Source organism: Bacillus sp. R45, assembly GCF_021729365.1.
Lineage (GTDB): Bacteria > Bacillota > Bacilli > Bacillales > Bacillaceae > Bacillus > Bacillus velezensis.
Genome location: NZ_CP091421.1, coordinates 12501 through 32500 on the forward strand (window position 1 = coordinate 12501; position 20000 = coordinate 32500).

Below are 20000 nucleotides of genomic sequence, written 5' to 3' on the forward strand. Positions count from 1 at the left end.
TGAAGCAAGACCGGAAGGACTTGTGGAGCGCTTAGAAGTGAGAATGCCGGTATGAGTAGCGAAAGAGGGGTGAGAATCCCCTCCACCGAATGCCTAAGGTTTCCTGAGGAAGGCTCGTCCGCTCAGGGTTAGTCGGGACCTAAGCCGAGGCCGAAAGGCGTAGGCGATGGATAACAGGTTGATATTCCTGTACCACCTCCTCACCATTTGAGCAATGGGGGGACGCAGGAGGATAGGGTAAGCGCGGTATTGGATATCCGCGTCCAAGCAGTTAGGCTGGGAAATAGGCAAATCCGTTTCCCGTGAAGGCTGAGCTGTGATGGCGAGCGAATTATAGTAGCGAAGTTCCTGATTCCACACTGCCAAGAAAAGCCTCTAGCGAGGTGAGAGGTGCCCGTACCGCAAACCGACACAGGTAGGCGAGGAGAGAATCCTAAGGTGATCGAGAGAACTCTCGTTAAGGAACTCGGCAAAATGACCCCGTAACTTCGGGAGAAGGGGTGCTCTGTTAGGGTGCAAGCCCGAGAGAGCCGCAGTGAATAGGCCCAGGCGACTGTTTAGCAAAAACACAGGTCTCTGCGAAGCCGTAAGGCGAAGTATAGGGGCTGACGCCTGCCCGGTGCTGGAAGGTTAAGAGGAGCGCTTAGCGTAAGCGAAGGTGCGAATTGAAGCCCCAGTAAACGGCGGCCGTAACTATAACGGTCCTAAGGTAGCGAAATTCCTTGTCGGGTAAGTTCCGACCCGCACGAAAGGCGCAACGATCTGGGCACTGTCTCAACGAGAGACTCGGTGAAATTATAGTACCTGTGAAGATGCAGGTTACCCGCGACAGGACGGAAAGACCCCGTGGAGCTTTACTGCAGCCTGATATTGAATGTTGGTACAGCTTGTACAGGATAGGTAGGAGCCTTGGAAACCGGAGCGCCAGCTTCGGTGGAGGCATCGGTGGGATACTACCCTGGCTGTATTGACCTTCTAACCCGCCGCCCTTATCGGGCGGGGAGACAGTGTCAGGTGGGCAGTTTGACTGGGGCGGTCGCCTCCTAAAAGGTAACGGAGGCGCCCAAAGGTTCCCTCAGAATGGTTGGAAATCATTCGCAGAGTGTAAAGGCACAAGGGAGCTTGACTGCGAGACCTACAAGTCGAGCAGGGACGAAAGTCGGGCTTAGTGATCCGGTGGTTCCGCATGGAAGGGCCATCGCTCAACGGATAAAAGCTACCCCGGGGATAACAGGCTTATCTCCCCCAAGAGTCCACATCGACGGGGAGGTTTGGCACCTCGATGTCGGCTCATCGCATCCTGGGGCTGTAGTCGGTCCCAAGGGTTGGGCTGTTCGCCCATTAAAGCGGTACGCGAGCTGGGTTCAGAACGTCGTGAGACAGTTCGGTCCCTATCCGTCGCGGGCGCAGGAAATTTGAGAGGAGCTGTCCTTAGTACGAGAGGACCGGGATGGACGCACCGCTGGTGTACCAGTTGTTCTGCCAAGGGCATCGCTGGGTAGCTATGTGCGGACGGGATAAGTGCTGAAAGCATCTAAGCATGAAGCCCCCCTCAAGATGAGATTTCCCATTCCGCAAGGAAGTAAGATCCCTGAAAGATGATCAGGTTGATAGGTCTGAGGTGGAAGTGTGGCGACACATGGAGCTGACAGATACTAATCGATCGAGGACTTAACCAATTTGAATGTATGCTTACTGTTATCTAGTTTTGAGAGAACACTCTCAATGGTTTGGTGGCGATAGCGAAGAGGTCACACCCGTTCCCATGCCGAACACGGAAGTTAAGCTCTTCAGCGCCGATGGTAGTCGGGGGTTTCCCCCTGTGAGAGTAGGACGCCGCCAAGCTATATTTACGGTAAAGGCAGCTCATCATGAGCTGCCTTTTTTGTTTACAAGTATTGCTTCAGAAATTTAGAAACGTAATACGGAAATTTGCGTTCCGTGACCTCTAAGAACCGTCGGATCATCACATAATCATCACTGACATGCTGTGTCAGCAGTTCATACCACCACTCCGTTTCATATCTCGCAATCATCCCGATATTGTAGAGAACCAAATAATGAATAATCATTTCCGGAAGATGCAGGAAGTGATCACGCTGAGAGGGAATGTAATATTGATTTTTCTCCAAGTGAAACAATAAATTTGGAGAAGACCAAGGTTCTCTGTCTATCGGGTCAGCCTCAAAAACCAAGTGGTTATGGTCTTTCCTCAGAAAAGACCACTTCAAATGATGGCTGATATATTCAGCAAAGCGGGAATCAGACATATTGTAATGAATCACCGCATGCTCAGGCACTGAAATAAGGTCATCGTTCAGCTCTACTTGGGTCAGCCAATTCTTTTTCTCTTGGAAGTAAAAGACAGTATGCAATTCAGGTATGGCTGTCAGCAATTTCTTCATTGTGTACCGTTCTTCCTCAAGACCAGCTATCCCGAATAAGTGCTTCATTACATGAATACATAAGCCATTGCGCTGCACCTTCACTTCATCATCCCTAAAGGAGTAATTTTGCTTTTTGCGTTTCCGGGCAGTCACGCCATGCGCGAGTACTGAAGCGTGGCTTGGGTAGCTTGGATCTGTGGTCAGAAGGCAGGCTTTCAGCAATTGTGACATCCCGTAAAACAACAGAATAGGCTTAATTTCTAAAGGAGAAAGAGATGCCTGCTTATAAAAGGACTCGGCGTGTTTGATAAAGAATATGAAGCGCTCACTGTTCTTAAACGCATATCGTTTTGGTTCTTCCATGCCGCTTTCTGTATAGACTTTGTTTAGAAATTTCTGGGAAGATTCTACGGAATAAAATAATGATAACTCTTTCCACTCATGATCTCTCATATGTATTTTTAAACCCTTTCCTTTATCTAAATATTTCAACTCTTTTTCGCTTCCTTGACATGCTGTTTTCTAGTTGATAATCTACATATAATATTTTGCCGAAAAGAGGGGGATTTACTAATGTGGGAAAGTAAATTTTCAAAAGAAGGCTTAACGTTCGATGATGTACTGCTCGTACCGGCTCAATCAGACGTACTTCCGCGTGATGTGGATTTATCTGTTGAACTGACAAAAACGTTAAAGCTTAATATTCCTGTCATCAGTGCGGGAATGGATACAGTAACAGAATCAGCAATGGCGATTGCGATGGCCAGACAGGGCGGCTTGGGCATTATCCATAAAAACATGTCCATCGAACAGCAGGCTGAACATGTTGACAAAGTCAAACGTTCTGAACGGGGCGTTATTACAAATCCCTTCTTTTTAACACCTGATCATCAAGTATTCGATGCGGAGCATTTGATGGGGAAATACAGAATTTCCGGTGTTCCGATCGTAGATAATAAAGACGATCAAAAGCTTGTCGGTATCATTACAAACCGTGATCTTCGCTTTATCTCTGATTATTCAATGAAAATCAGTGATGTCATGACAAAAGAAGAGCTGGTTACGGCTCCTGTGGGAACCACATTAGACGAAGCAGAAAAAATCTTACAGAAACATAAAATTGAAAAACTTCCGTTAGTGGATGACCAAAACAAATTAAAAGGTCTTATCACGATCAAAGATATTGAAAAGGTTATCGAATTCCCTAATTCATCTAAAGATGAACACGGACGCCTTATTGTCGGCGCTGCGGTAGGCGTGACAGGCGATACAATGACACGCGTCAGCAAGCTTGTTGAAGCGAATGTCGACGTTATCGTGGTTGATACGGCTCACGGACATTCCAGAGGCGTACTGAACACAGTTGCGAAAATCCGTGAAACATATCCTGAACTGAACATTATCGCAGGAAATGTTGCAACGGCTGAAGCGACAAAAGCTCTGATTGAAGCCGGAGCAAATATTGTCAAAGTGGGAATCGGGCCTGGTTCTATCTGTACGACACGCGTCGTTGCAGGTGTAGGCGTACCGCAGATCACTGCCATTTATGATTGTGCCACTGAAGCGAGAAAACACGGCGCGACAATTATCGCAGACGGCGGTATTAAATTCTCCGGAGATATTACGAAAGCGTTGGCTTCAGGAGGACATGCCGTAATGCTCGGAAGCCTGCTTGCCGGTACTTCAGAAAGCCCGGGAGAGACTGAAATCTATCAGGGCAGAAGATTTAAAGTGTATCGCGGTATGGGTTCTGTCGCTGCCATGGAAAAAGGCAGTAAAGACCGATATTTCCAAGAAGAAAATAAGAAATTCGTCCCTGAAGGTATCGAAGGACGGACTCCGTACAAAGGTCCTGTAGAAGAAACAGTGTATCAGCTTGTCGGCGGTCTTCGTTCAGGTATGGGATATTGCGGTTCAAAAGACTTGCGCGCTTTAAGAGAAGAGGCTCAATTCATCCGTATGACAGGTGCCGGTCTTCGCGAAAGTCATCCGCATGATGTCCAAATTACGAAAGAATCACCAAACTACACAATCTCATAATTGTTACAAATAAAAAACATTTGACAGGGTCGCTGACTCTGTCTATTTTTTTTATATCGAGTGTGATAAAATTTATACTGTTGTGTTTTGAATTTGAATATGTCCTTAACGGCTTAATTATAGATTTAAAATGAATGACGGAGGTCGTAAGATTGAACATCACGAAATGGAAACAGCTGTTGGTGTCATTAGTGGTACTGGCACTGGCCGCAACTTGCTTTGTTCCGATGTCTAAAGCGGAGGCAGCCGGCAATGACCCGATTGATGTCAACGCATCAGCTGCGATAATGATTGAGGCTTCATCGGGAAAAATTTTATACAGTAAAAATGCAGACAAAAGACTGCCGATTGCCAGCATGACAAAAATGATGACTGAATATCTGCTTCTGGAAGCCATTAAAGAAGGAAAAGTGAAATGGGATCAAACGTATACTCCTGATGATTATGTCTATGAAATTTCTCAAGACAACAGTTTATCAAACGTCCCCCTTCGAAAAGACGGCAAATACACGGTTAAAGAACTGTATCAGGCCATGGCGATTTACTCTGCTAACGGAGCCGCGATTGCAGTTGCCGAAATTCTTGCCGGAACTGAAACGAAATTTGTCGCTGAAATGAATGCGAAAGCCAAAGAATTAGGCATGACAAACTATGATTTTAAAAATGCCACAGGGCTTGTGAATGAAGATCTTCACGGCAAACAGCCGCAAGGAGAAGGCGTTAAAGAAGAGAGTGAAGTTTCTGCTAAAGACATGGCGCTTCTTGCAGACCGCCTGATCACTGATTATCCGGAAGTTCTCAAAACAACAAGCATCGCTAAAACGAAATTCAGAGCCGGCACTGATGATGAAATGGACATGCCGAACTGGAACTTCATGTTAAAAGGTCTTGTTTCTGAATACCCTGGCGTTGACGGCTTAAAAACGGGTTCTACTGATTCTGCGGGATCTTGTTTTACAAGCACAGCACAGCGGAACGGAATGCGGGTCATCACCGTTGTATTAAACGCAAAAGGCAACCTGCATACCGGACGTTTTGATGAAACGAAAAAAATGCTCGATTACGCATTTAACAGCAATTTCTCAATGAAAGATCTTTACCCTGAAGGCTCTCAAGTAAAAGGGCACAAAACGGTTGACGTTGAAAAAGGGAAAGACAAGCAAGTCGATATTGTTACTGACAAGGCGCTTTCTATTCCTGTGAAAAGCGGGGATGAAAAGAACTATAAAGCCGAAGTGACTATAGATAAAAAAGAAATCACGGCTCCTGTGAAAAAGGGAACGAAAGTCGGAACGCTGACAGTTACATACAAAGGCAGTGACAAAGACTATGGCTTCCTCAAATCCAAAGAGTTCAGCGTGAATCTTGTAACGAAAAATGATGTAGATAAAGCAAACTGGTTTGTTCAGATGATGCGCGGCATCGGCGGATTTTTCTCCGGTATCTGGAACAGCGCCGTTGACACGGTAACAGGCTGGTTTTAAGAAATAAGAAAGAGCTCTGATGAAAGTTAGGGCTCTTTTGCTTAATATACTGAAAAAACCAAATTATTAGTAAAAAAATGATATCTATCTTATTCATCTCGCTGTAAAATAAGAATACCCATATGAAATATTGTATTTCTGGGATACAATAAGAGATAGACATTATCTAACTATACATTGACTAGGGGGACCAAATAATGGCTCAAACAGGTACTGATCGTGTAAAACGCGGCATGGCGGAAATGCAAAAAGGCGGCGTCATCATGGACGTAGTAAATGCTGAACAAGCGAAGATTGCGGAAGAGGCGGGAGCTGTTGCCGTAATGGCGTTAGAACGCGTTCCGGCTGATATTCGCGCTGCCGGCGGTGTTGCCCGCATGGCTGATCCGACAATCGTTGAAGAAGTAATGAATGCTGTATCCATTCCCGTAATGGCAAAAGCGCGTATCGGACATATCGTTGAAGCGCGTGTCCTTGAAGCAATGGGAGTAGATTACATCGATGAAAGTGAAGTTCTGACTCCGGCTGACGAAGAATTTCATTTAAATAAAAATGAATATACAGTCCCGTTCGTATGCGGCTGCCGTGATCTCGGCGAAGCAACGCGCCGTATCGCCGAAGGAGCTTCCATGCTTCGTACAAAAGGCGAACCGGGAACAGGAAACATTGTGGAAGCTGTCCGCCATATGAGAAAAGTAAACGCGCAAGTGCGCAAAGTTGTTGCGATGAGCGATGATGAGCTGATGACTGAAGCTAAAAACCTCGGCGCTCCTTATGAACTGCTTCTTCAGATCAAACGTGACGGCAAACTGCCTGTAGTGAACTTTGCTGCCGGCGGAGTAGCGACGCCTGCTGACGCGGCATTGATGATGCAGCTTGGTGCTGACGGCGTATTTGTCGGTTCAGGTATTTTCAAATCAGACAACCCTGCTAAATTCGCCAAAGCAATTGTTGAAGCAACGACTCATTACACAGACTACAAACTGATCGCTGAGCTTTCTAAAGAATTAGGCACAGCAATGAAAGGCATCGAAATCTCAAATCTATTGCCGGAACAGCGTATGCAAGAACGCGGCTGGTAAAACCATAGGAGAGCTGGAAGCATGTTAACAATTGGTGTACTTGGACTTCAAGGAGCAGTAAGAGAACATATTCGTTCAATTGAAGCATGTGGTTCAAAAGGTGTCGTCATTAAGCGTCCTGAACAGCTGAATGACATCGACGGCTTAATCCTGCCGGGCGGGGAAAGCACGACAATGCGGCGTTTAATGGATACGTATCATTTTATGGAGCCGCTTCGCGAGTTTGCCGCCCAAGGCAAGCCGATGTTCGGCACATGCGCCGGTCTGATTATCTTAGCCAAAGAGATAGCGGGAACGGATAACGCTCATTTAGGGCTGTTGAACGTAGTTGTCGAGCGTAATTCCTTTGGCCGTCAGGTCGACAGCTTTGAAGCTGATCTGACGATTAAAGGCCTTGATGAGCCGTTTACGGGTGTATTTATTCGCGCACCGCATATTTTAAAAGCCGGAGAAGATGTTGAAGTGCTTTGTGAGCATAACGGACGCATCGTGGCTGCAAAGCAGGGAAATTTCCTCGGCTGCTCGTTCCATCCTGAACTGACGGATGATCACCGGGTGACAGAGCTGTTTGTGAAGATGGCGGAAAAGCATAAGCAGGAAACAGCTGTATAAAACAGTTGAAAACCGCTGATACTTATAGTACATTATAATCACAAATAAAGATCGAAAAGCGTTGACAGGAAGCAGTAGGAAGCCCCTCTTTCAAAGAGAGCCGATGGGTGGTGCGAATCGGTGAAAGATGCTGTCCGAATCCGTCCTTGAGCGAAATGCTGAAAACAAGTAGGCATTTACGGGAAAACCGTTATGTGTTAAAGCGGAAAGCAAGTGTGAGCTTGTTTTCAATCAGGGTGGCAACGCGAGAGCTCTCGTCCCTTTTAGGGGATGAGGGCTCTTTTTTATTTTCGATAAAAACAGATAGGAGTTGTTAGGCATGATTGATACGAAGGTGCTGAGAGCCAATTTTCAAGAGGTAAAAGCGAAGCTCATTCCAAAAGGCGAAGACTTATCTGACTTTGACAAGTTTGAAGAGCTGGATGAAAAGAGAAGAGAGCTTATCGGTAAAGTAGAAGAATTGAAGGGAAAACGCAATGAAGTGTCTCAGCAGGTCGCCGTTTTGAAACGGGAGAAAAAAGACGCTGATCATATTATTAAAGAGATGCGTGAAGTAGGCGAAGAAATTAAGAAGCTTGATGAAGAGCTTCGTACTGTCGAAACGACGCTCGAAACCATCCTTCTGTCTATTCCGAACATCCCGCACGATTCAGTGCCCGTCGGAGAAACGGAAGATGATAACATTGAAATTCGCAAGTGGGGAGAGGCGCCGGCATTTTCATATGAGCCGAAACCGCATTGGGATATCGCAGACCGCTTAAACATTCTTGATTTCGAACGCGCTTCAAAAGTAACAGGCAGCCGGTTTGTGTTTTATAAAGGATTAGGCGCCCGCCTCGAACGCGCGCTCTACAACTTTATGCTGGATCTTCACGTGGATGAATATGATTACACGGAAGTCATTCCTCCTTATATGGTAAACCGTACGAGCATGACAGGTACGGGACAGCTTCCTAAATTTGAAGAGGATGCTTTTAAAATCAGAGAAGAGGATTATTTCTTAATTCCGACGGCGGAAGTGCCGATTACAAATATGCACCGCGATGAAATCTTATCCGGTGAGAACCTGCCGATCAATTATGCCGCGTTCAGCGCCTGCTTCCGTTCAGAAGCGGGATCCGCCGGCCGTGATACACGCGGTTTGATCCGTCAGCATCAGTTCAACAAGGTTGAGCTTGTAAAGTTCGTGAAGCCGGAAGATTCTTATGAGGAGCTTGAAAAACTGACAAATCAAGCTGAGCGGGTGCTTCAGCTGCTTGAACTGCCGTATCGCGTCATGAGCATGTGTACCGGTGATCTCGGCTTTACAGCTGCGAAAAAGTACGATATTGAGGTATGGATTCCAAGCCAAGACACATACCGTGAAATTTCTTCTTGCAGCAACTTTGAGGCCTTCCAGGCAAGACGTGCGAACATTCGTTTCAGACGCGAAGCGAAAGGCAAGCCTGAGCATGTGCATACATTAAACGGTTCAGGTCTTGCAGTCGGCAGAACTGTAGCTGCCATCTTGGAAAACTACCAGCAGGAAGACGGAAGTGTCATCATTCCTAAAGTGCTTCGTCCTTATATGGGAAATAAAGAAGTCATCAAACCATAAAAAGGTGCGCCCTAGAGGCGCGCCTTTTTTGCTGCCCGGTATAGAGCGGCGGCATTCCGGGCTGTACTTTCCAGGTTGAAACGGCCGGATGCTAAGGCGTCTTCAAGACTTACAGCGCCGGGCACGATAGAAAATACAGCTGTTATTCCTGCGCTGTAAACATGCTCAAAATTTTTGCCTAAGGAGCCCGCCAATGCGATAACGGGAATTTCTTGAGCGGCTGCGCGTGCGGCGATCCCGGCGGGGGTTTTGCCGAATATCGTTTGTCCGTCAATCTGGCCCTCTCCGGTAATGACAAGGTCAGCATCTCTTATCTGATCTGAGAAGGACAGTGTATCTAATACAACGTCAATCCCGCTTTGAATTTCTGCCTGTAAGAAAGCGATCAGTCCAGCGCCCAGCCCCCCTGCGGCGCCCGCGCCTTTTACGGTATCCGCTTCGATATCGTGCTGACGTCTCAATACGTCAGCGAAATGGTATAAATTGCGATCCAATACAACTTTAGTCTTCTCGGACGCCCCTTTTTGCGGGCCGAAGACATATGACGCGCCGTTTTCACCGGTCAGGGGATTTTCGACATCACATGCGGCACGAAAACGGATATGTTTCAGATCAGGGGAGAGCCCGCTTATATCAATAGAAGCTAGGGTGTGCAGAGCGCCTCCGCCGTCATGTATCTCCTGACCTTCCTCATTTAAGAAACGCACACCGAGCGCGCTCGCCATTCCTGTTCCGCCGTCATTGGTTGCACTCCCGCCAAGCCCGATGATGATCTCACTCGCCCCGCGGGAGGCTGCATCCGCTATCAGTTCACCCGTTCCTCTTGTCGTTGTGTTCAACGGATCTCTGAGATGGCGGGGAACGAGATGGAGTCCCGATGCTTCCGCCATTTCAATGACTGCCGTGCGTCCGTCTCCCAGAAGTCCATATGCGGCGTTTACCGGCGTTCCCAGCGGACCGGTCACAGTTTTTTTGATGATGCTTCCGCCAGTGGCATCCGTCAAAGCCTGAACGGTTCCTTCTCCGCCGTCGGCCGCGGGTATCTTGGTATATTCCGCGTCAGGGAAGACCGCTTTGAATCCTTTTTCTATGCTGTCAGCGGCTTCTTTTGATGTCATGCTTTCTTTGAAAGAATCGGGTGCGATGATGATTTTCATTATGTTCTCCACCTTTATGAGCAGGTTATCTGTTTGAATCTATTCTTGATTTTCACTGTGTTTTCCTGCCCGTATGGCATACTGAAGTTGAATTGGACGCAAGACTTTTGTATGATAGTAAAGCTGACGGAAAAGCTGTTTAAGAAATGAAATAAAAAATATGAAAAAGCGCTTGACTGAAATTTGGGTCATGTGGTATATTATTAAATGTCGATACGGAGGAATACCCAAGTCTGGCTGAAGGGATCGGTCTTGAAAACCGACAGGGGTGTCAAAGCCCGCGGGGGTTCGAATCCCTCTTCCTCCGCCATATTGATTTTAAACCTAATGAAACTCGAGCATATATTGGAGATTGTTTTGTCCGCTGCATCTGATGCAGCGGATTTTTTATATGCAAAAAAAGCGATTTTCTCTGTTCGGGGAAAATCGCTTTGCTATTTTTATTTGTTTCTGTTTTCGTTGATCACGTGACTGATTTTTTCGATCAAAGGTTCCAGTGACTGTTCATCAGCTTCAAGGTCATAATCTTCAATGCGTACTTTCAGTACAGGGCAGGCGTTAAAACCGCTGATCCAGTCTTCGTACCGTGTATACATCTCTTCCCAATAGGAGCGGTTTGTCTGCAGCTCCATCTCGCGGCCCCGCTTTTCAATCCGGCTTATAATGTATTCAAGGTCGCCTTCTAAATAGATCAAAACATCAGGATGCGGGAAATACGGCGTCATGACCATCGCCTCAAATAGGCTTGTGTATGTTGTGTAATCTGTCAGCGACATGGTTCCTTTATCGGCATGCATTTTTGCGAATATGCCTGTATCTTCATAAATCGAACGGTCCTGCACGAATCCGCCGCCTGATTCAAACATGTTTTTTTGCTCTTTGAACCGCTCAGCCAGAAAATAAATTTGCAAATGGAAGCTCCAGCGTTCAAAATCGTGATAAAACTTCTCTAAATAAGGGTTTTCATCCACTTCCTCAAGTGAGGTATGAAACCCGAGCCGTTTTGCTAAAGCTTTGGTCAAAGTCGATTTTCCGACTCCTACCGTTCCTGCTACTGTTATAATGGCATTGTTTGGAATATGAATGTCTTTCATTTAATAAGCTCCTTTACCTGACGGGCAATTCTTTCATAGTCTGTCTTATTCAAAACAAAGTCTTCAGTATCACCGTCAATGGTCAGTACAGATATATCCGGATCTTCTTCCTGAAGCTGTCTGATGGCTGTGTCGTAATCTGCAATGAGATGTTCCAGATATTGATGTTCGATATTTTTCTCAAACGGGCGCCCGCGTTTTTCAATGCGTTGAAGCAATGTCGGCAGGCTTGCCTTTATGTATACAATGATATTCGGCTTCGGCAGGTCGTGAGTGAGCAGATGATAGATCTGCTTATACTTCTCAAGCTTTTGGCCGTGCAATGTACGCTCTGCGAAAATAACATTTTTATAAATATGATAATCGGACAAAACGGGCTGTCCTTGTTTTAAATAATCTCGATCGGTGTCTTCAAGCTGTTTATACCTGTGACATAGAAAAAACATTTCAAGCTGGAAACTCCACTCCTCGATATTGTCATAAAACTTATCGAGATAAGGGTTGTCTTCCACAATCTCATTAATCATAGGAAAACCGAGCTCTTCAGAAAGCATCGTAGCGAGTGTCGTTTTTCCTGCCCCGATAGGACCTTCTACCGCGATAAAAGGGGCTCTGTTCATTGAAAATCCTCCTTAATTCTGCAAACATTCGTCAGCTGCCGGCCTTTATATTGTATCACACTCACAGAAAAGCCCATGAAAAAAGACGCTTCCAATTAACGAAACGTCTCTTTTACAATATGAAATTGATCGCCGAGCAAAAGCCAGTTTTGCGGGAAAGAAAGGCCGAGTTTCCAATAGCTGATTCCTCTTAAATGAAGTTCTTTAATTAAATTGAATTTCGCTTGAATGGATCGTGCGTCTTCAAACCATACTTCATGCCGTCTCTGATTTGCATCCGTGTATCGGAAGAAGGGAGCCTGGGCGGTTTCGTCATATTGAATGTCGACTTTATAGCGTGCTGCCAGAGCGATTGCCTGCTGAGGACTGACGGCTTTCGCTGTCGTTCCCTGTTTGAAAGGCAGTGTCCAATCATAGCCGTACATATTCTGGCCCATGACGATTTTTGAAGAAGGCATTTCCGTCAGCGCGTACTCAATGACATTTCTTACAGGGCCGATAGGTGATACGGCCTGAGCCGGGCCTCCGCTGTACCCCCACTCATATGTCATAATCACGACGAAATCGACGATTTCTCCATGGGCCCTATAGTCATGAGCTTCGTACCATTTGCCGGCCTGAGTCGCGCTCGTTTTCGGAGCAAGCGCCGTTGAAATCTTCCAGCCTTCCCGATGAAAAATCGTTCTCGCTTCACGTAAAAAACGATTGTAGGCTTCCCTGTCCTGTGGACGTAAATATTCGAAATCAAAGTGAATATCGCGAAAGCCGTACTTTTTAGCCGTGGAGACGATTTCCTGAAAGAGTTTTGTTTTCACTGTATTGTCGTTCAAGATGAGCCGCCCGAGTTCATCGCTGAATGCGTCATTTTCAAGGTTGGTGATGATCATCATCAGTGTGGTGTTGTGCCTGTCACTGATGCTTTTTAAATTGGTCAGAGGCGGTTCCTTTAAAGTTCCGTTCCGCTGCACTTGAAAACTGAATGCGCCGAGGTATGTTAAATAAGGAGAGGCCTCCCTTGCCGCCTGCTGCAGATTAGCGCTTACGCTCGTTCCCCGCGGTTCTATATATGCGTTTGATTCGATATCGGGCTTATTCGCCTGCTGCGGAATGTAAAGGCGGGTTCCGACTCTCAATGTGGTGCCGGGCTGAATTCCGTTCACCCTCGCAAGCTCCGCGGCCGATATATGAAAACGGCCGGCGATTGACGCGAGAGTATCACCTTGTTTTACTTCGTAATATTGACCCTCAATCGGGATGACAAGGGTTTGTCCGACAACCAATGTATTGGGATTAGGCAGTTTATTTGCTTCCGCAATGACATTTGCGGCTGTCCGGTAGCGCGCCGCAATAGCGGAAAGCGTGTCGCCCCGTTTCACTATATAGATCTGAATGAAAAACGCCTCCTTTCATATCCGCTATCAAATATATGAAAAAAGGAGGCTGATCATGTTTATTTTTCGGCGGTAATTTGTTTTTCCGTGGTTATTTCTGCGAAGAGAACATTCTCCATCATGGTCAAAGCGAAATCATTGTCTTCGTCGTTATTGGAAGCGGTGCAGTCTTTCGGAATGGCAATGCTGTATTCTCTCATATAAGCGTCGTTGGCCGTGAACAGCACACAAATGTTCCCGGCAATCCCCGTGATGATTAATCGGTTCACTTGTAATTCGGTCAGAAGGGTGTGAAGCGCCGTTTCGTAAAAAGCGGAATGCTTCGGTTTAATGAGAAAATAATCATCCAGCTGAGGCGAAATATCTTTTATAATGGAGGCGCTTCTGTCGTTGCTGCATTCCTCCCTGATGGCATCAATATCAGCCTTCCAGAGCCCGTAATGATCATTAATATAAATAATCGGCCAGTTGCTTTGTTTTGCATGCTTCTTTAATGATAAAATACGGGGGACAATTTGTTTGGTTTTTTCAGCAAGACGTTCGCCCATATCAAATTGAAAATTGTTGATCATATCGACAATCAGAAGGGCTGTGTTGTTAGGTTCAGACAATACCGGCAACTCCTTTCTGCTGGGGTATTCCTATTTTAACCTTTATGAGACATGAAAAAACTTAAGAAGAGAGCTCGTACCGATGAATGATGAATATTATATGAGAGAAGCCATAAAAGAAGCGAAGAAAGCCGAAGAGAAAGGTGAAGTGCCGATCGGAGCAGTTCTTGTTCTGCACGATGAGATCGTGGCGCGGGCGCATAATCTGCGGGAGACTGAACAGAGGTCGCTTGCCCACGCCGAAATGCTGGCGATAGACGAAGCGTGCCGTAAGCTGGGGACATGGAGACTTGAGGATGCCGTTCTCTATGTCACTTTGGAGCCGTGTCCGATGTGCGCGGGAGCCGTCGTGCTTTCGAGAGTCGATAAGGTCGTATTCGGCGCATTTGATCCCAAGGGGGGCTGTACAGGAACGCTGATGAACCTCTTGCAGGAAGAGCGGTTCAACCACCAAGCGGAAGTGGTGAGCGGCGTGCTCGGAGAAGAGTGCGGAGAAATGCTCAGCGCTTTTTTCAGAAAGCTGCGCCGGCAAAAGAAAGACATGAGGAAAAAGTTGTCTGAGTAGTACGGTTGCATTTTCTGCCTGAAGCAGATATACTTATGTGTGCATCATGAATGGTGCGCATATCAAAATTTGATATTTATTTTGCCGTGCTAAGCGGGGAGGTAGCGGTGCCCTGTACCCGCAATCCGCTCTAGCGGGGCCGAATCCCTTCTCGAGGTTCGTTTACTGTAAGGTCTGCCTTAAGTAAGTGGCGTTGACGTCTGGGTCCTGCGCAATGGGAATTCATGAACCATGTCAGGTCCGGAAGGAAGCAGCATTAAGTGAAACCTCTCATGTGCCGCAGGGTTGCCTGGGCTGAGCTAACTGCTTAAGTAACGCTTAGGGTAGCGAATCGACAGAAGGTGCACGGTAAATCAATCATCAAATTTCAGACTCACCTGTTATGCAGGTGAGTTTTTTCGTATATGAAAAACGGGTTTTGGCGTTAAAAGCACGTTCATGTATAATAAACATGATGAATAACAGAGGAGGGCGCATCCTGTGGGTTACCAAGCTTTATATCGAGTATTTAGGCCTCAGCAGTTTGAAGATGTGGTCGGACAGGAACACATTACGAAAACGCTGCAAAATGCCCTTTTGCAAAAGAAATTTTCTCATGCATATCTGTTTTCTGGACCGCGGGGAACGGGAAAAACCAGTGCAGCTAAAATATTTGCGAAAGCAGTCAACTGTGAGCACGCCCCTGTAGAAGAACCGTGCAATGAGTGCGCGGCATGCAAGGGGATCACAAATGGCTCTATATCAGATGTGATTGAAATAGATGCGGCGTCGAATAACGGCGTAGACGAAATCCGCGACATCCGTGACAAAGTAAAATTTGCCCCGTCGGCCGTTACTTACAAGGTATATATTATAGATGAGGTGCATATGCTCTCTATCGGCGCATTCAATGCGCTTCTGAAAACGCTGGAAGAACCGCCGGCACATTGCATTTTCATATTAGCTACGACTGAGCCTCATAAGATTCCTTTAACCATTATCTCCAGATGTCAGCGTTTTGACTTCAAACGGATTACATCCAAAGCAATTGTCGGACGAATGAAGACAATCGTCGATGCAGAGCAGCTGAAGGTGGAAGAAGGAGCCCTTGATATCATAGCGAGTGCTGCGGACGGAGGAATGAGGGACGCGCTGAGCCTGCTCGATCAAGCTGTATCATTCAGCGGCGAGGAGCTGTCGGTGGATGACGCTTTGCTCATTACCGGAGCCGTTTCTCAGCACTATATTGGAAAACTGGCATCTGCTCTTCACCGCAAACAGGTTTCCGAGGCATTGGAAACACTGAATGAATTGCTCCAGCAGGGGAAAGATGCGGCCAAACTGATTGAAGATATGATTTTCTATTTCAGGGATATGCTCTTGTACCAGGCCGCTCCCGGTTTAGAAGGAGTCCTGGAGAAGGTGAAGGTCGATGAAACGTTTCGGAATCTGAGCGGTGACATACCGGCCCCCGCTTTATATGAGATGATTGATATCCTGAATAAAAGCCATCAGGAAATGAAGTGGACGAACCACCCAAGAATCTTTTTTGAAGTGGCTGTCGTGAAAATATGCCAAACGGCACAGCAATCCGCCGGAGACATCCCTGAGGTCGGCATGCTGATGAATAAGATCCAGCAGCTTGAGCAGGAAGTAGAAAGGCTGAAAACCTCCGGTGTGAAGGTTCAGATGGAAAGCGCTCCGAAAGAAGCTCCGCGTCCTCAAAAAGGCGGAAAAAGCCATTATAAAGCCCCGGTCGGAAGAATTCATGAGATATTGAAGGAAGCCACAAGACCTGATCTTGAACAGCTTAAAAGCAGCTGGGGCAAGCTGCTGGCACACCTGAAACAGCAGAATAAGGTATCTCATGCGGCTCTTTTGAATGACAGTGAACCGGTGGCCGCTGCTCAAAAGGCATTTGTGCTTAAATTTAAATACGAAATCCATTGTAAAATGGTTGCAGAAGATAATAACGGAGTCCGTACGAATCTTGAACAGATTCTCGAATCAATGCTCGGGAAAAGAATGGATTTGATTGGCGTTCCGGAAGCACAATGGGGTAAAATAAGAGAAGAATTTTTAAATGATCACCAGCAGGAAAGTGAAGGATCAAACGAACCGGCTGAAGAAGATCCGCTGATTGCAGAGGCGAAAAAACTTGTCGGAGCGGATTTAATCGAAATAAAAGACTAATAAGATGAAAGAGAGTGATTGAATATGCGTGGCGGAATGGGAAACATGCAAAAAATGATGAAACAAATGCAAAAAATGCAAAAGGATATGGCGAAGGCTCAGGAGGAACTTGCTGAAAAAGTGCTTGAAGGCACTGCGGGCGGCGGTATGGTGACTGTAAAAGTCAACGGCCAAAAAGAAGTTGTAGACGTTGCCATTAAAGAAGAAGTTGTTGATCCGGAAGATATCGAAATGCTTCAGGACCTGGTTCTTGCTGCGACAAACGACGCCCTCAAAAAAGTGGATGACATGACGAATGAGACAATGGGACAATTTACAAAAGGAATGAACATACCGGGTTTATTCTAGGGGGATAAATAAACATGCAGTATCCTGAACCAATATCAAAGCTGATTGACAGCTTTATGAAATTGCCAGGGATCGGACCGAAAACAGCGGTTCGTCTGGCTTTTTTTGTTCTAGGTATGAAAGAAGACACAGTATTGGATTTTGCTAAGGCGCTTGTCAATGCGAAGCGGAATCTGACATATTGCTCGATTTGCGGACATATTACAGATCAGGACCCTTGTTATATATGTGAGGACACAAGAAGAGATAAGTCTGTTATTTGTGTCGTGCAGGACCCTAAGGATGTGATCGCGATGGAGAAAATGAAGGAATATAACGGCCAGTATCATGTTCTTCACGGCGCGATTTCACCAATGGACGGCATCGGTCCGGAGGATATTAAGATTCCGGAGCTGCTGAAACGTCTTCAGGATGATCAAGTGACAGAAGTTATTCTCGCAACCAACCCTAATATTGAAGGGGAAGCAACAGCGATGTATATATCAAGGCTGTTAAAGCCCTCAGGCATCAAGCTCTCCCGTATTGCCCACGGTCTGCCCGTCGGCGGTGATTTGGAATATGCTGATGAGGTCACTCTTTCAAAAGCTCTTGAAGGAAGACGTGAATTGTAAGGGAGGAAAAGGCAAGGCATGGGTTTTCTTCGCAGAAATACATTAAGAAAAGAGTTTGACGAGAAGCTGATAGAACAGCTCTTTAAACAAAAAGAAGAATGGAACAGACAGAAGAGTCTGGTCGAGAAAAGTCTAGAGCCCTCCGCTGAGGTGTTGTTTGAGCTGAAAGTCGCTGAATCTAAGTACTTTTTTTATTTGAAAGAAGCGAAGCAGCGGAATTTGAAAATGAGCAGATGGAAGTAAGAGGTCTATTCTCCGGAATCTTCTCATAAGCTTGTACTAAACAAGCGAGGGGGAAGATTCATGGAGCCTTTTTTCATTATCGGTTTGATTGTCGGTCTGGTTGCTTTGCTTTTTTTATGGGGAGTATCTTCAAAACCGTTAAGGTGGATTGGTGTGACTGCCATTAAGTTTATTGCCGGCGCGATTCTGTTGGTGGGTGTGAACTTGTTCGGGGGCAGTCTGGGTATTCATATCCCTGTTAACCTGATTACAACGGGCATCAGCGGAATTCTTGGGATTCCCGGTATCGCGGCTTTGATAGTCATTAAACGCTTCATCATTTAATTTGTCGATTATTGTTGACATGTTGGATCAAGGGTGGTATTCTAATATACGTCGCTGATGACGAAACGAATTCTTGAAAAAGAAATTTTAAAAAGTTATTGACGACAATGACACTGAGATGTTATAATAATTAAGTCGCTTCAAGAGCGATGGACAAAGTTCTTTGAAAACTAAACAAGACAAAACGTACCTGTTAATTCAAAGTTTTAAATAAATCGCACAGCGATGTGCGTAGTCAGTCAAACACTTTATCGGAGAGTTTGATCCTGGCTCAGGACGAACGCTGGCGGCGTGCCTAATACATGCAAGTCGAGCGGACAGATGGGAGCTTGCTCCCTGATGTTAGCGGCGGACGGGTGAGTAACACGTGGGTAACCTGCCTGTAAGACTGGGATAACTCCGGGAAACCGGGGCTAATACCGGATGGTTGTCTGAACCGCATGGTTCAGACATAAAAGGTGGCTTCGGCTACCACTTACAGATGGACCCGCGGCGCATTAGCTAGTTGGTGAGGTAACGGCTCACCAAGGCGACGATGCGTAGCCGACCTGAGAGGGTGATCGGCCACACTGGGACTGAGACACGGCCCAGACTCCTACGGGAGGCAGCAGTAGGGAATCTTCCGCAATGGACGAAAGTCTGACGGAGCAACGCCGCGTGAGTGATGAAGGTTTTCGGATCGTAAAGCTCTGTTGTTAGGGAAGAACAAGTGCCGTTCAAATAGGGCGGCACCTTGACGGTACCTAACCAGAAAGCCACGGCTAACTACGTGCCAGCAGCCGCGGTAATACGTAGGTGGCAAGCGTTGTCCGGAATTATTGGGCGTAAAGGGCTCGCAGGCGGTTTCTTAAGTCTGATGTGAAAGCCCCCGGCTCAACCGGGGAGGGTCATTGGAAACTGGGGAACTTGAGTGCAGAAGAGGAGAGTGGAATTCCACGTGTAGCGGTGAAATGCGTAGAGATGTGGAGGAACACCAGTGGCGAAGGCGACTCTCTGGTCTGTAACTGACGCTGAGGAGCGAAAGCGTGGGGAGCGAACAGGATTAGATACCCTGGTAGTCCACGCCGTAAACGATGAGTGCTAAGTGTTAGGGGGTTTCCGCCCCTTAGTGCTGCAGCTAACGCATTAAGCACTCCGCCTGGGGAGTACGGTCGCAAGACTGAAACTCAAAGGAATTGACGGGGGCCCGCACAAGCGGTGGAGCATGTGGTTTAATTCGAAGCAACGCGAAGAACCTTACCAGGTCTTGACATCCTCTGACAATCCTAGAGATAGGACGTCCCCTTCGGGGGCAGAGTGACAGGTGGTGCATGGTTGTCGTCAGCTCGTGTCGTGAGATGTTGGGTTAAGTCCCGCAACGAGCGCAACCCTTGATCTTAGTTGCCAGCATTCAGTTGGGCACTCTAAGGTGACTGCCGGTGACAAACCGGAGGAAGGTGGGGATGACGTCAAATCATCATGCCCCTTATGACCTGGGCTACACACGTGCTACAATGGACAGAACAAAGGGCAGCGAAACCGCGAGGTTAAGCCAATCCCACAAATCTGTTCTCAGTTCGGATCGCAGTCTGCAACTCGACTGCGTGAAGCTGGAATCGCTAGTAATCGCGGATCAGCATGCCGCGGTGAATACGTTCCCGGGCCTTGTACACACCGCCCGTC

The 20000-nt window shown here is 46.7% G+C and carries 17 protein-coding genes, 1 tRNA gene, 3 rRNA genes, 1 other RNA gene and 1 other annotated feature (2 of these 23 cut by a window edge); of the genes, 16 read left to right on the forward strand and 6 right to left on the reverse strand.

The annotated features are described in order from the left end of the window. Both L3V45_RS00055 and rrf read left to right on the forward strand, forming a co-directional pair. Positions 1 to 1679, forward strand: a 23S ribosomal RNA gene (locus L3V45_RS00055) (it extends 1251 nt beyond the left edge of the window). A 50-nt stretch (positions 1680 to 1729) separates the two neighbouring features. Beyond that, positions 1730 to 1845, forward strand: a 5S ribosomal RNA gene (gene rrf / locus L3V45_RS00060). A 44-nt stretch (positions 1846 to 1889) separates the two neighbouring features. Here the strand turns inward: rrf and L3V45_RS00065 are convergent. Further along, positions 1890 to 2840 (reverse strand): YaaC family protein, encoded by a 951-nt coding sequence (locus tag L3V45_RS00065; protein WP_015388795.1) that lies wholly within the window; start codon positions 2838 to 2840, stop codon positions 1890 to 1892. A gap of 120 nt (positions 2841 to 2960) precedes the next feature. Between L3V45_RS00065 and guaB the strand changes: the two genes are divergently transcribed. From guaB to serS, 5 genes are all read left to right on the forward strand, one after another. After that, positions 2961 to 4427 carry an IMP dehydrogenase gene (gene guaB, locus L3V45_RS00070; protein WP_003150717.1) on the forward strand — a complete coding sequence of 489 codons (1467 nt, stop codon included), beginning with the start codon at positions 2961 to 2963 and terminating at the stop codon, positions 4425 to 4427. A 152-nt stretch (positions 4428 to 4579) separates the two neighbouring features. Further along, complete coding sequence (gene dacA, locus L3V45_RS00075; RefSeq protein WP_003150715.1) at positions 4580 to 5911, forward strand: D-alanyl-D-alanine carboxypeptidase; 1332 nt, start codon at positions 4580 to 4582, stop codon at positions 5909 to 5911. A 197-nt stretch (positions 5912 to 6108) separates the two neighbouring features. Then, entirely contained in the window at positions 6109 to 6993 is an 885-nt protein-coding gene (gene pdxS / locus L3V45_RS00080; RefSeq protein ID WP_003150714.1) for a pyridoxal 5'-phosphate synthase lyase subunit PdxS, read from the forward strand. Between the two features lie 21 nt (positions 6994 to 7014). Then, positions 7015 to 7605, forward strand: a complete 591-nt coding sequence (pdxT, locus tag L3V45_RS00085) for a pyridoxal 5'-phosphate synthase glutaminase subunit PdxT (protein ID WP_003150711.1) — start codon at positions 7015 to 7017, stop codon at positions 7603 to 7605. Positions 7606 to 7657: 52 nt separating this feature from the next. Further along, positions 7658 to 7870, forward strand: a binding site (T-box leader). A gap of 54 nt (positions 7871 to 7924) precedes the next feature. Continuing rightward, complete coding sequence (serS, locus tag L3V45_RS00090; protein WP_003150709.1) at positions 7925 to 9202, forward strand: serine--tRNA ligase; 1278 nt, start codon at positions 7925 to 7927, stop codon at positions 9200 to 9202. Between the two features lie 11 nt (positions 9203 to 9213). Here serS and L3V45_RS00095 read toward each other — a convergent pair whose 3' ends face one another. Next, complete coding sequence (locus tag L3V45_RS00095) at positions 9214 to 10359, reverse strand: glycerate kinase (RefSeq protein WP_003150707.1); 1146 nt, start codon at positions 10357 to 10359, stop codon at positions 9214 to 9216. 217 nt (positions 10360 to 10576) lie between these two features. On the opposite strand from L3V45_RS00095, the gene L3V45_RS00100 reads away from it, so the two are divergent. Next, positions 10577 to 10669, forward strand: a tRNA-Ser gene (locus tag L3V45_RS00100). Between the two features lie 130 nt (positions 10670 to 10799). Here the strand turns inward: L3V45_RS00100 and dck are convergent. From dck to L3V45_RS00120, 4 genes are all read right to left on the reverse strand, one after another. Beyond that, on the reverse strand, positions 10800 to 11453 hold the full coding sequence (gene dck, locus L3V45_RS00105) for a deoxyadenosine/deoxycytidine kinase (protein WP_015388792.1): 654 nt from the start codon (positions 11451 to 11453) through the stop codon (positions 10800 to 10802). Continuing rightward, complete coding sequence (gene dgk / locus L3V45_RS00110) at positions 11450 to 12073, reverse strand: deoxyguanosine kinase (RefSeq protein ID WP_003150705.1); 624 nt, start codon at positions 12071 to 12073, stop codon at positions 11450 to 11452. The genes dck and dgk overlap by 4 nt, the downstream gene beginning before the upstream one ends. 95 nt (positions 12074 to 12168) lie before the next feature. Continuing rightward, the gene (locus L3V45_RS00115) at positions 12169 to 13452 is read right to left on the reverse strand and encodes a glycoside hydrolase family 18 protein (RefSeq protein WP_032865795.1); all 1284 of its coding nucleotides are present in this window, start codon (positions 13450 to 13452) and stop codon (positions 12169 to 12171) included. Between the two features lie 71 nt (positions 13453 to 13523). Continuing rightward, positions 13524 to 14075 (reverse strand): cysteine hydrolase family protein, encoded by a 552-nt coding sequence (locus L3V45_RS00120; protein ID WP_024084788.1) that lies wholly within the window; start codon positions 14073 to 14075, stop codon positions 13524 to 13526. Positions 14076 to 14157: 82 nt separating this feature from the next. Between L3V45_RS00120 and tadA the strand changes: the two genes are divergently transcribed. From tadA to L3V45_RS00160, 8 genes are all read left to right on the forward strand, one after another. Next, complete coding sequence (tadA, locus tag L3V45_RS00125) at positions 14158 to 14640, forward strand: tRNA adenosine(34) deaminase TadA (RefSeq protein ID WP_003150702.1); 483 nt, start codon at positions 14158 to 14160, stop codon at positions 14638 to 14640. 84 nt (positions 14641 to 14724) lie between these two features. Beyond that, positions 14725 to 14989: signal recognition particle sRNA large type (gene ffs, locus L3V45_RS00130), an RNA gene on the forward strand. Between the two features lie 131 nt (positions 14990 to 15120). Next, positions 15121 to 16812, forward strand: a complete 1692-nt coding sequence (gene dnaX / locus L3V45_RS00135) for a DNA polymerase III subunit gamma/tau (protein ID WP_003150701.1) — start codon at positions 15121 to 15123, stop codon at positions 16810 to 16812. Between the two features lie 24 nt (positions 16813 to 16836). Then, on the forward strand, positions 16837 to 17160 hold the full coding sequence (locus L3V45_RS00140) for a YbaB/EbfC family nucleoid-associated protein (RefSeq protein ID WP_003150700.1): 324 nt from the start codon (positions 16837 to 16839) through the stop codon (positions 17158 to 17160). A 14-nt stretch (positions 17161 to 17174) separates the two neighbouring features. After that, the gene (gene recR, locus L3V45_RS00145; protein WP_003150697.1) at positions 17175 to 17771 is read left to right on the forward strand and encodes a recombination protein RecR; all 597 of its coding nucleotides are present in this window, start codon (positions 17175 to 17177) and stop codon (positions 17769 to 17771) included. A gap of 18 nt (positions 17772 to 17789) precedes the next feature. Next, positions 17790 to 18014, forward strand: coding sequence for a YaaL family protein (locus tag L3V45_RS00150; RefSeq protein ID WP_007408755.1), 225 nt, complete (start codon positions 17790 to 17792; stop codon positions 18012 to 18014). A gap of 60 nt (positions 18015 to 18074) precedes the next feature. Continuing rightward, positions 18075 to 18338 (forward strand): pro-sigmaK processing inhibitor BofA family protein, encoded by a 264-nt coding sequence (locus L3V45_RS00155; RefSeq protein WP_003150686.1) that lies wholly within the window; start codon positions 18075 to 18077, stop codon positions 18336 to 18338. A gap of 248 nt (positions 18339 to 18586) precedes the next feature. Further along, a 16S ribosomal RNA gene (locus L3V45_RS00160) occupies positions 18587 to 20000 on the forward strand; it runs 136 nt beyond the window's last position.

Coding starts and splice junctions, on each gene's coding strand:
- guaB (WP_003150717.1), top strand. CDS start 2,961: ATGTGGGAAAGTAAATTTTCAAAAGAAGGCTTAACGTTCGATGATGTA.
- L3V45_RS00150 (WP_007408755.1), top strand. CDS start 17,790: ATGGGTTTTCTTCGCAGAAATACATTAAGAAAAGAGTTTGACGAGAAG.
- serS (WP_003150709.1), top strand. CDS start 7,925: ATGATTGATACGAAGGTGCTGAGAGCCAATTTTCAAGAGGTAAAAGCG.
- L3V45_RS00065 (WP_015388795.1), bottom strand. CDS start 2,840: ATGAGAGATCATGAGTGGAAAGAGTTATCATTATTTTATTCCGTAGAA.
- dck (WP_015388792.1), bottom strand. CDS start 11,453: ATGAAAGACATTCATATTCCAAACAATGCCATTATAACAGTAGCAGGA.
- pdxS (WP_003150714.1), top strand. CDS start 6,109: ATGGCTCAAACAGGTACTGATCGTGTAAAACGCGGCATGGCGGAAATG.
- L3V45_RS00095 (WP_003150707.1), bottom strand. CDS start 10,359: ATGAAAATCATCATCGCACCCGATTCTTTCAAAGAAAGCATGACATCA.
- L3V45_RS00140 (WP_003150700.1), top strand. CDS start 16,837: ATGCGTGGCGGAATGGGAAACATGCAAAAAATGATGAAACAAATGCAA.
- L3V45_RS00155 (WP_003150686.1), top strand. CDS start 18,075: ATGGAGCCTTTTTTCATTATCGGTTTGATTGTCGGTCTGGTTGCTTTG.
- recR (WP_003150697.1), top strand. CDS start 17,175: ATGCAGTATCCTGAACCAATATCAAAGCTGATTGACAGCTTTATGAAA.
- tadA (WP_003150702.1), top strand. CDS start 14,158: ATGAATGATGAATATTATATGAGAGAAGCCATAAAAGAAGCGAAGAAA.
- dgk (WP_003150705.1), bottom strand. CDS start 12,073: ATGAACAGAGCCCCTTTTATCGCGGTAGAAGGTCCTATCGGGGCAGGA.
- pdxT (WP_003150711.1), top strand. CDS start 7,015: ATGTTAACAATTGGTGTACTTGGACTTCAAGGAGCAGTAAGAGAACAT.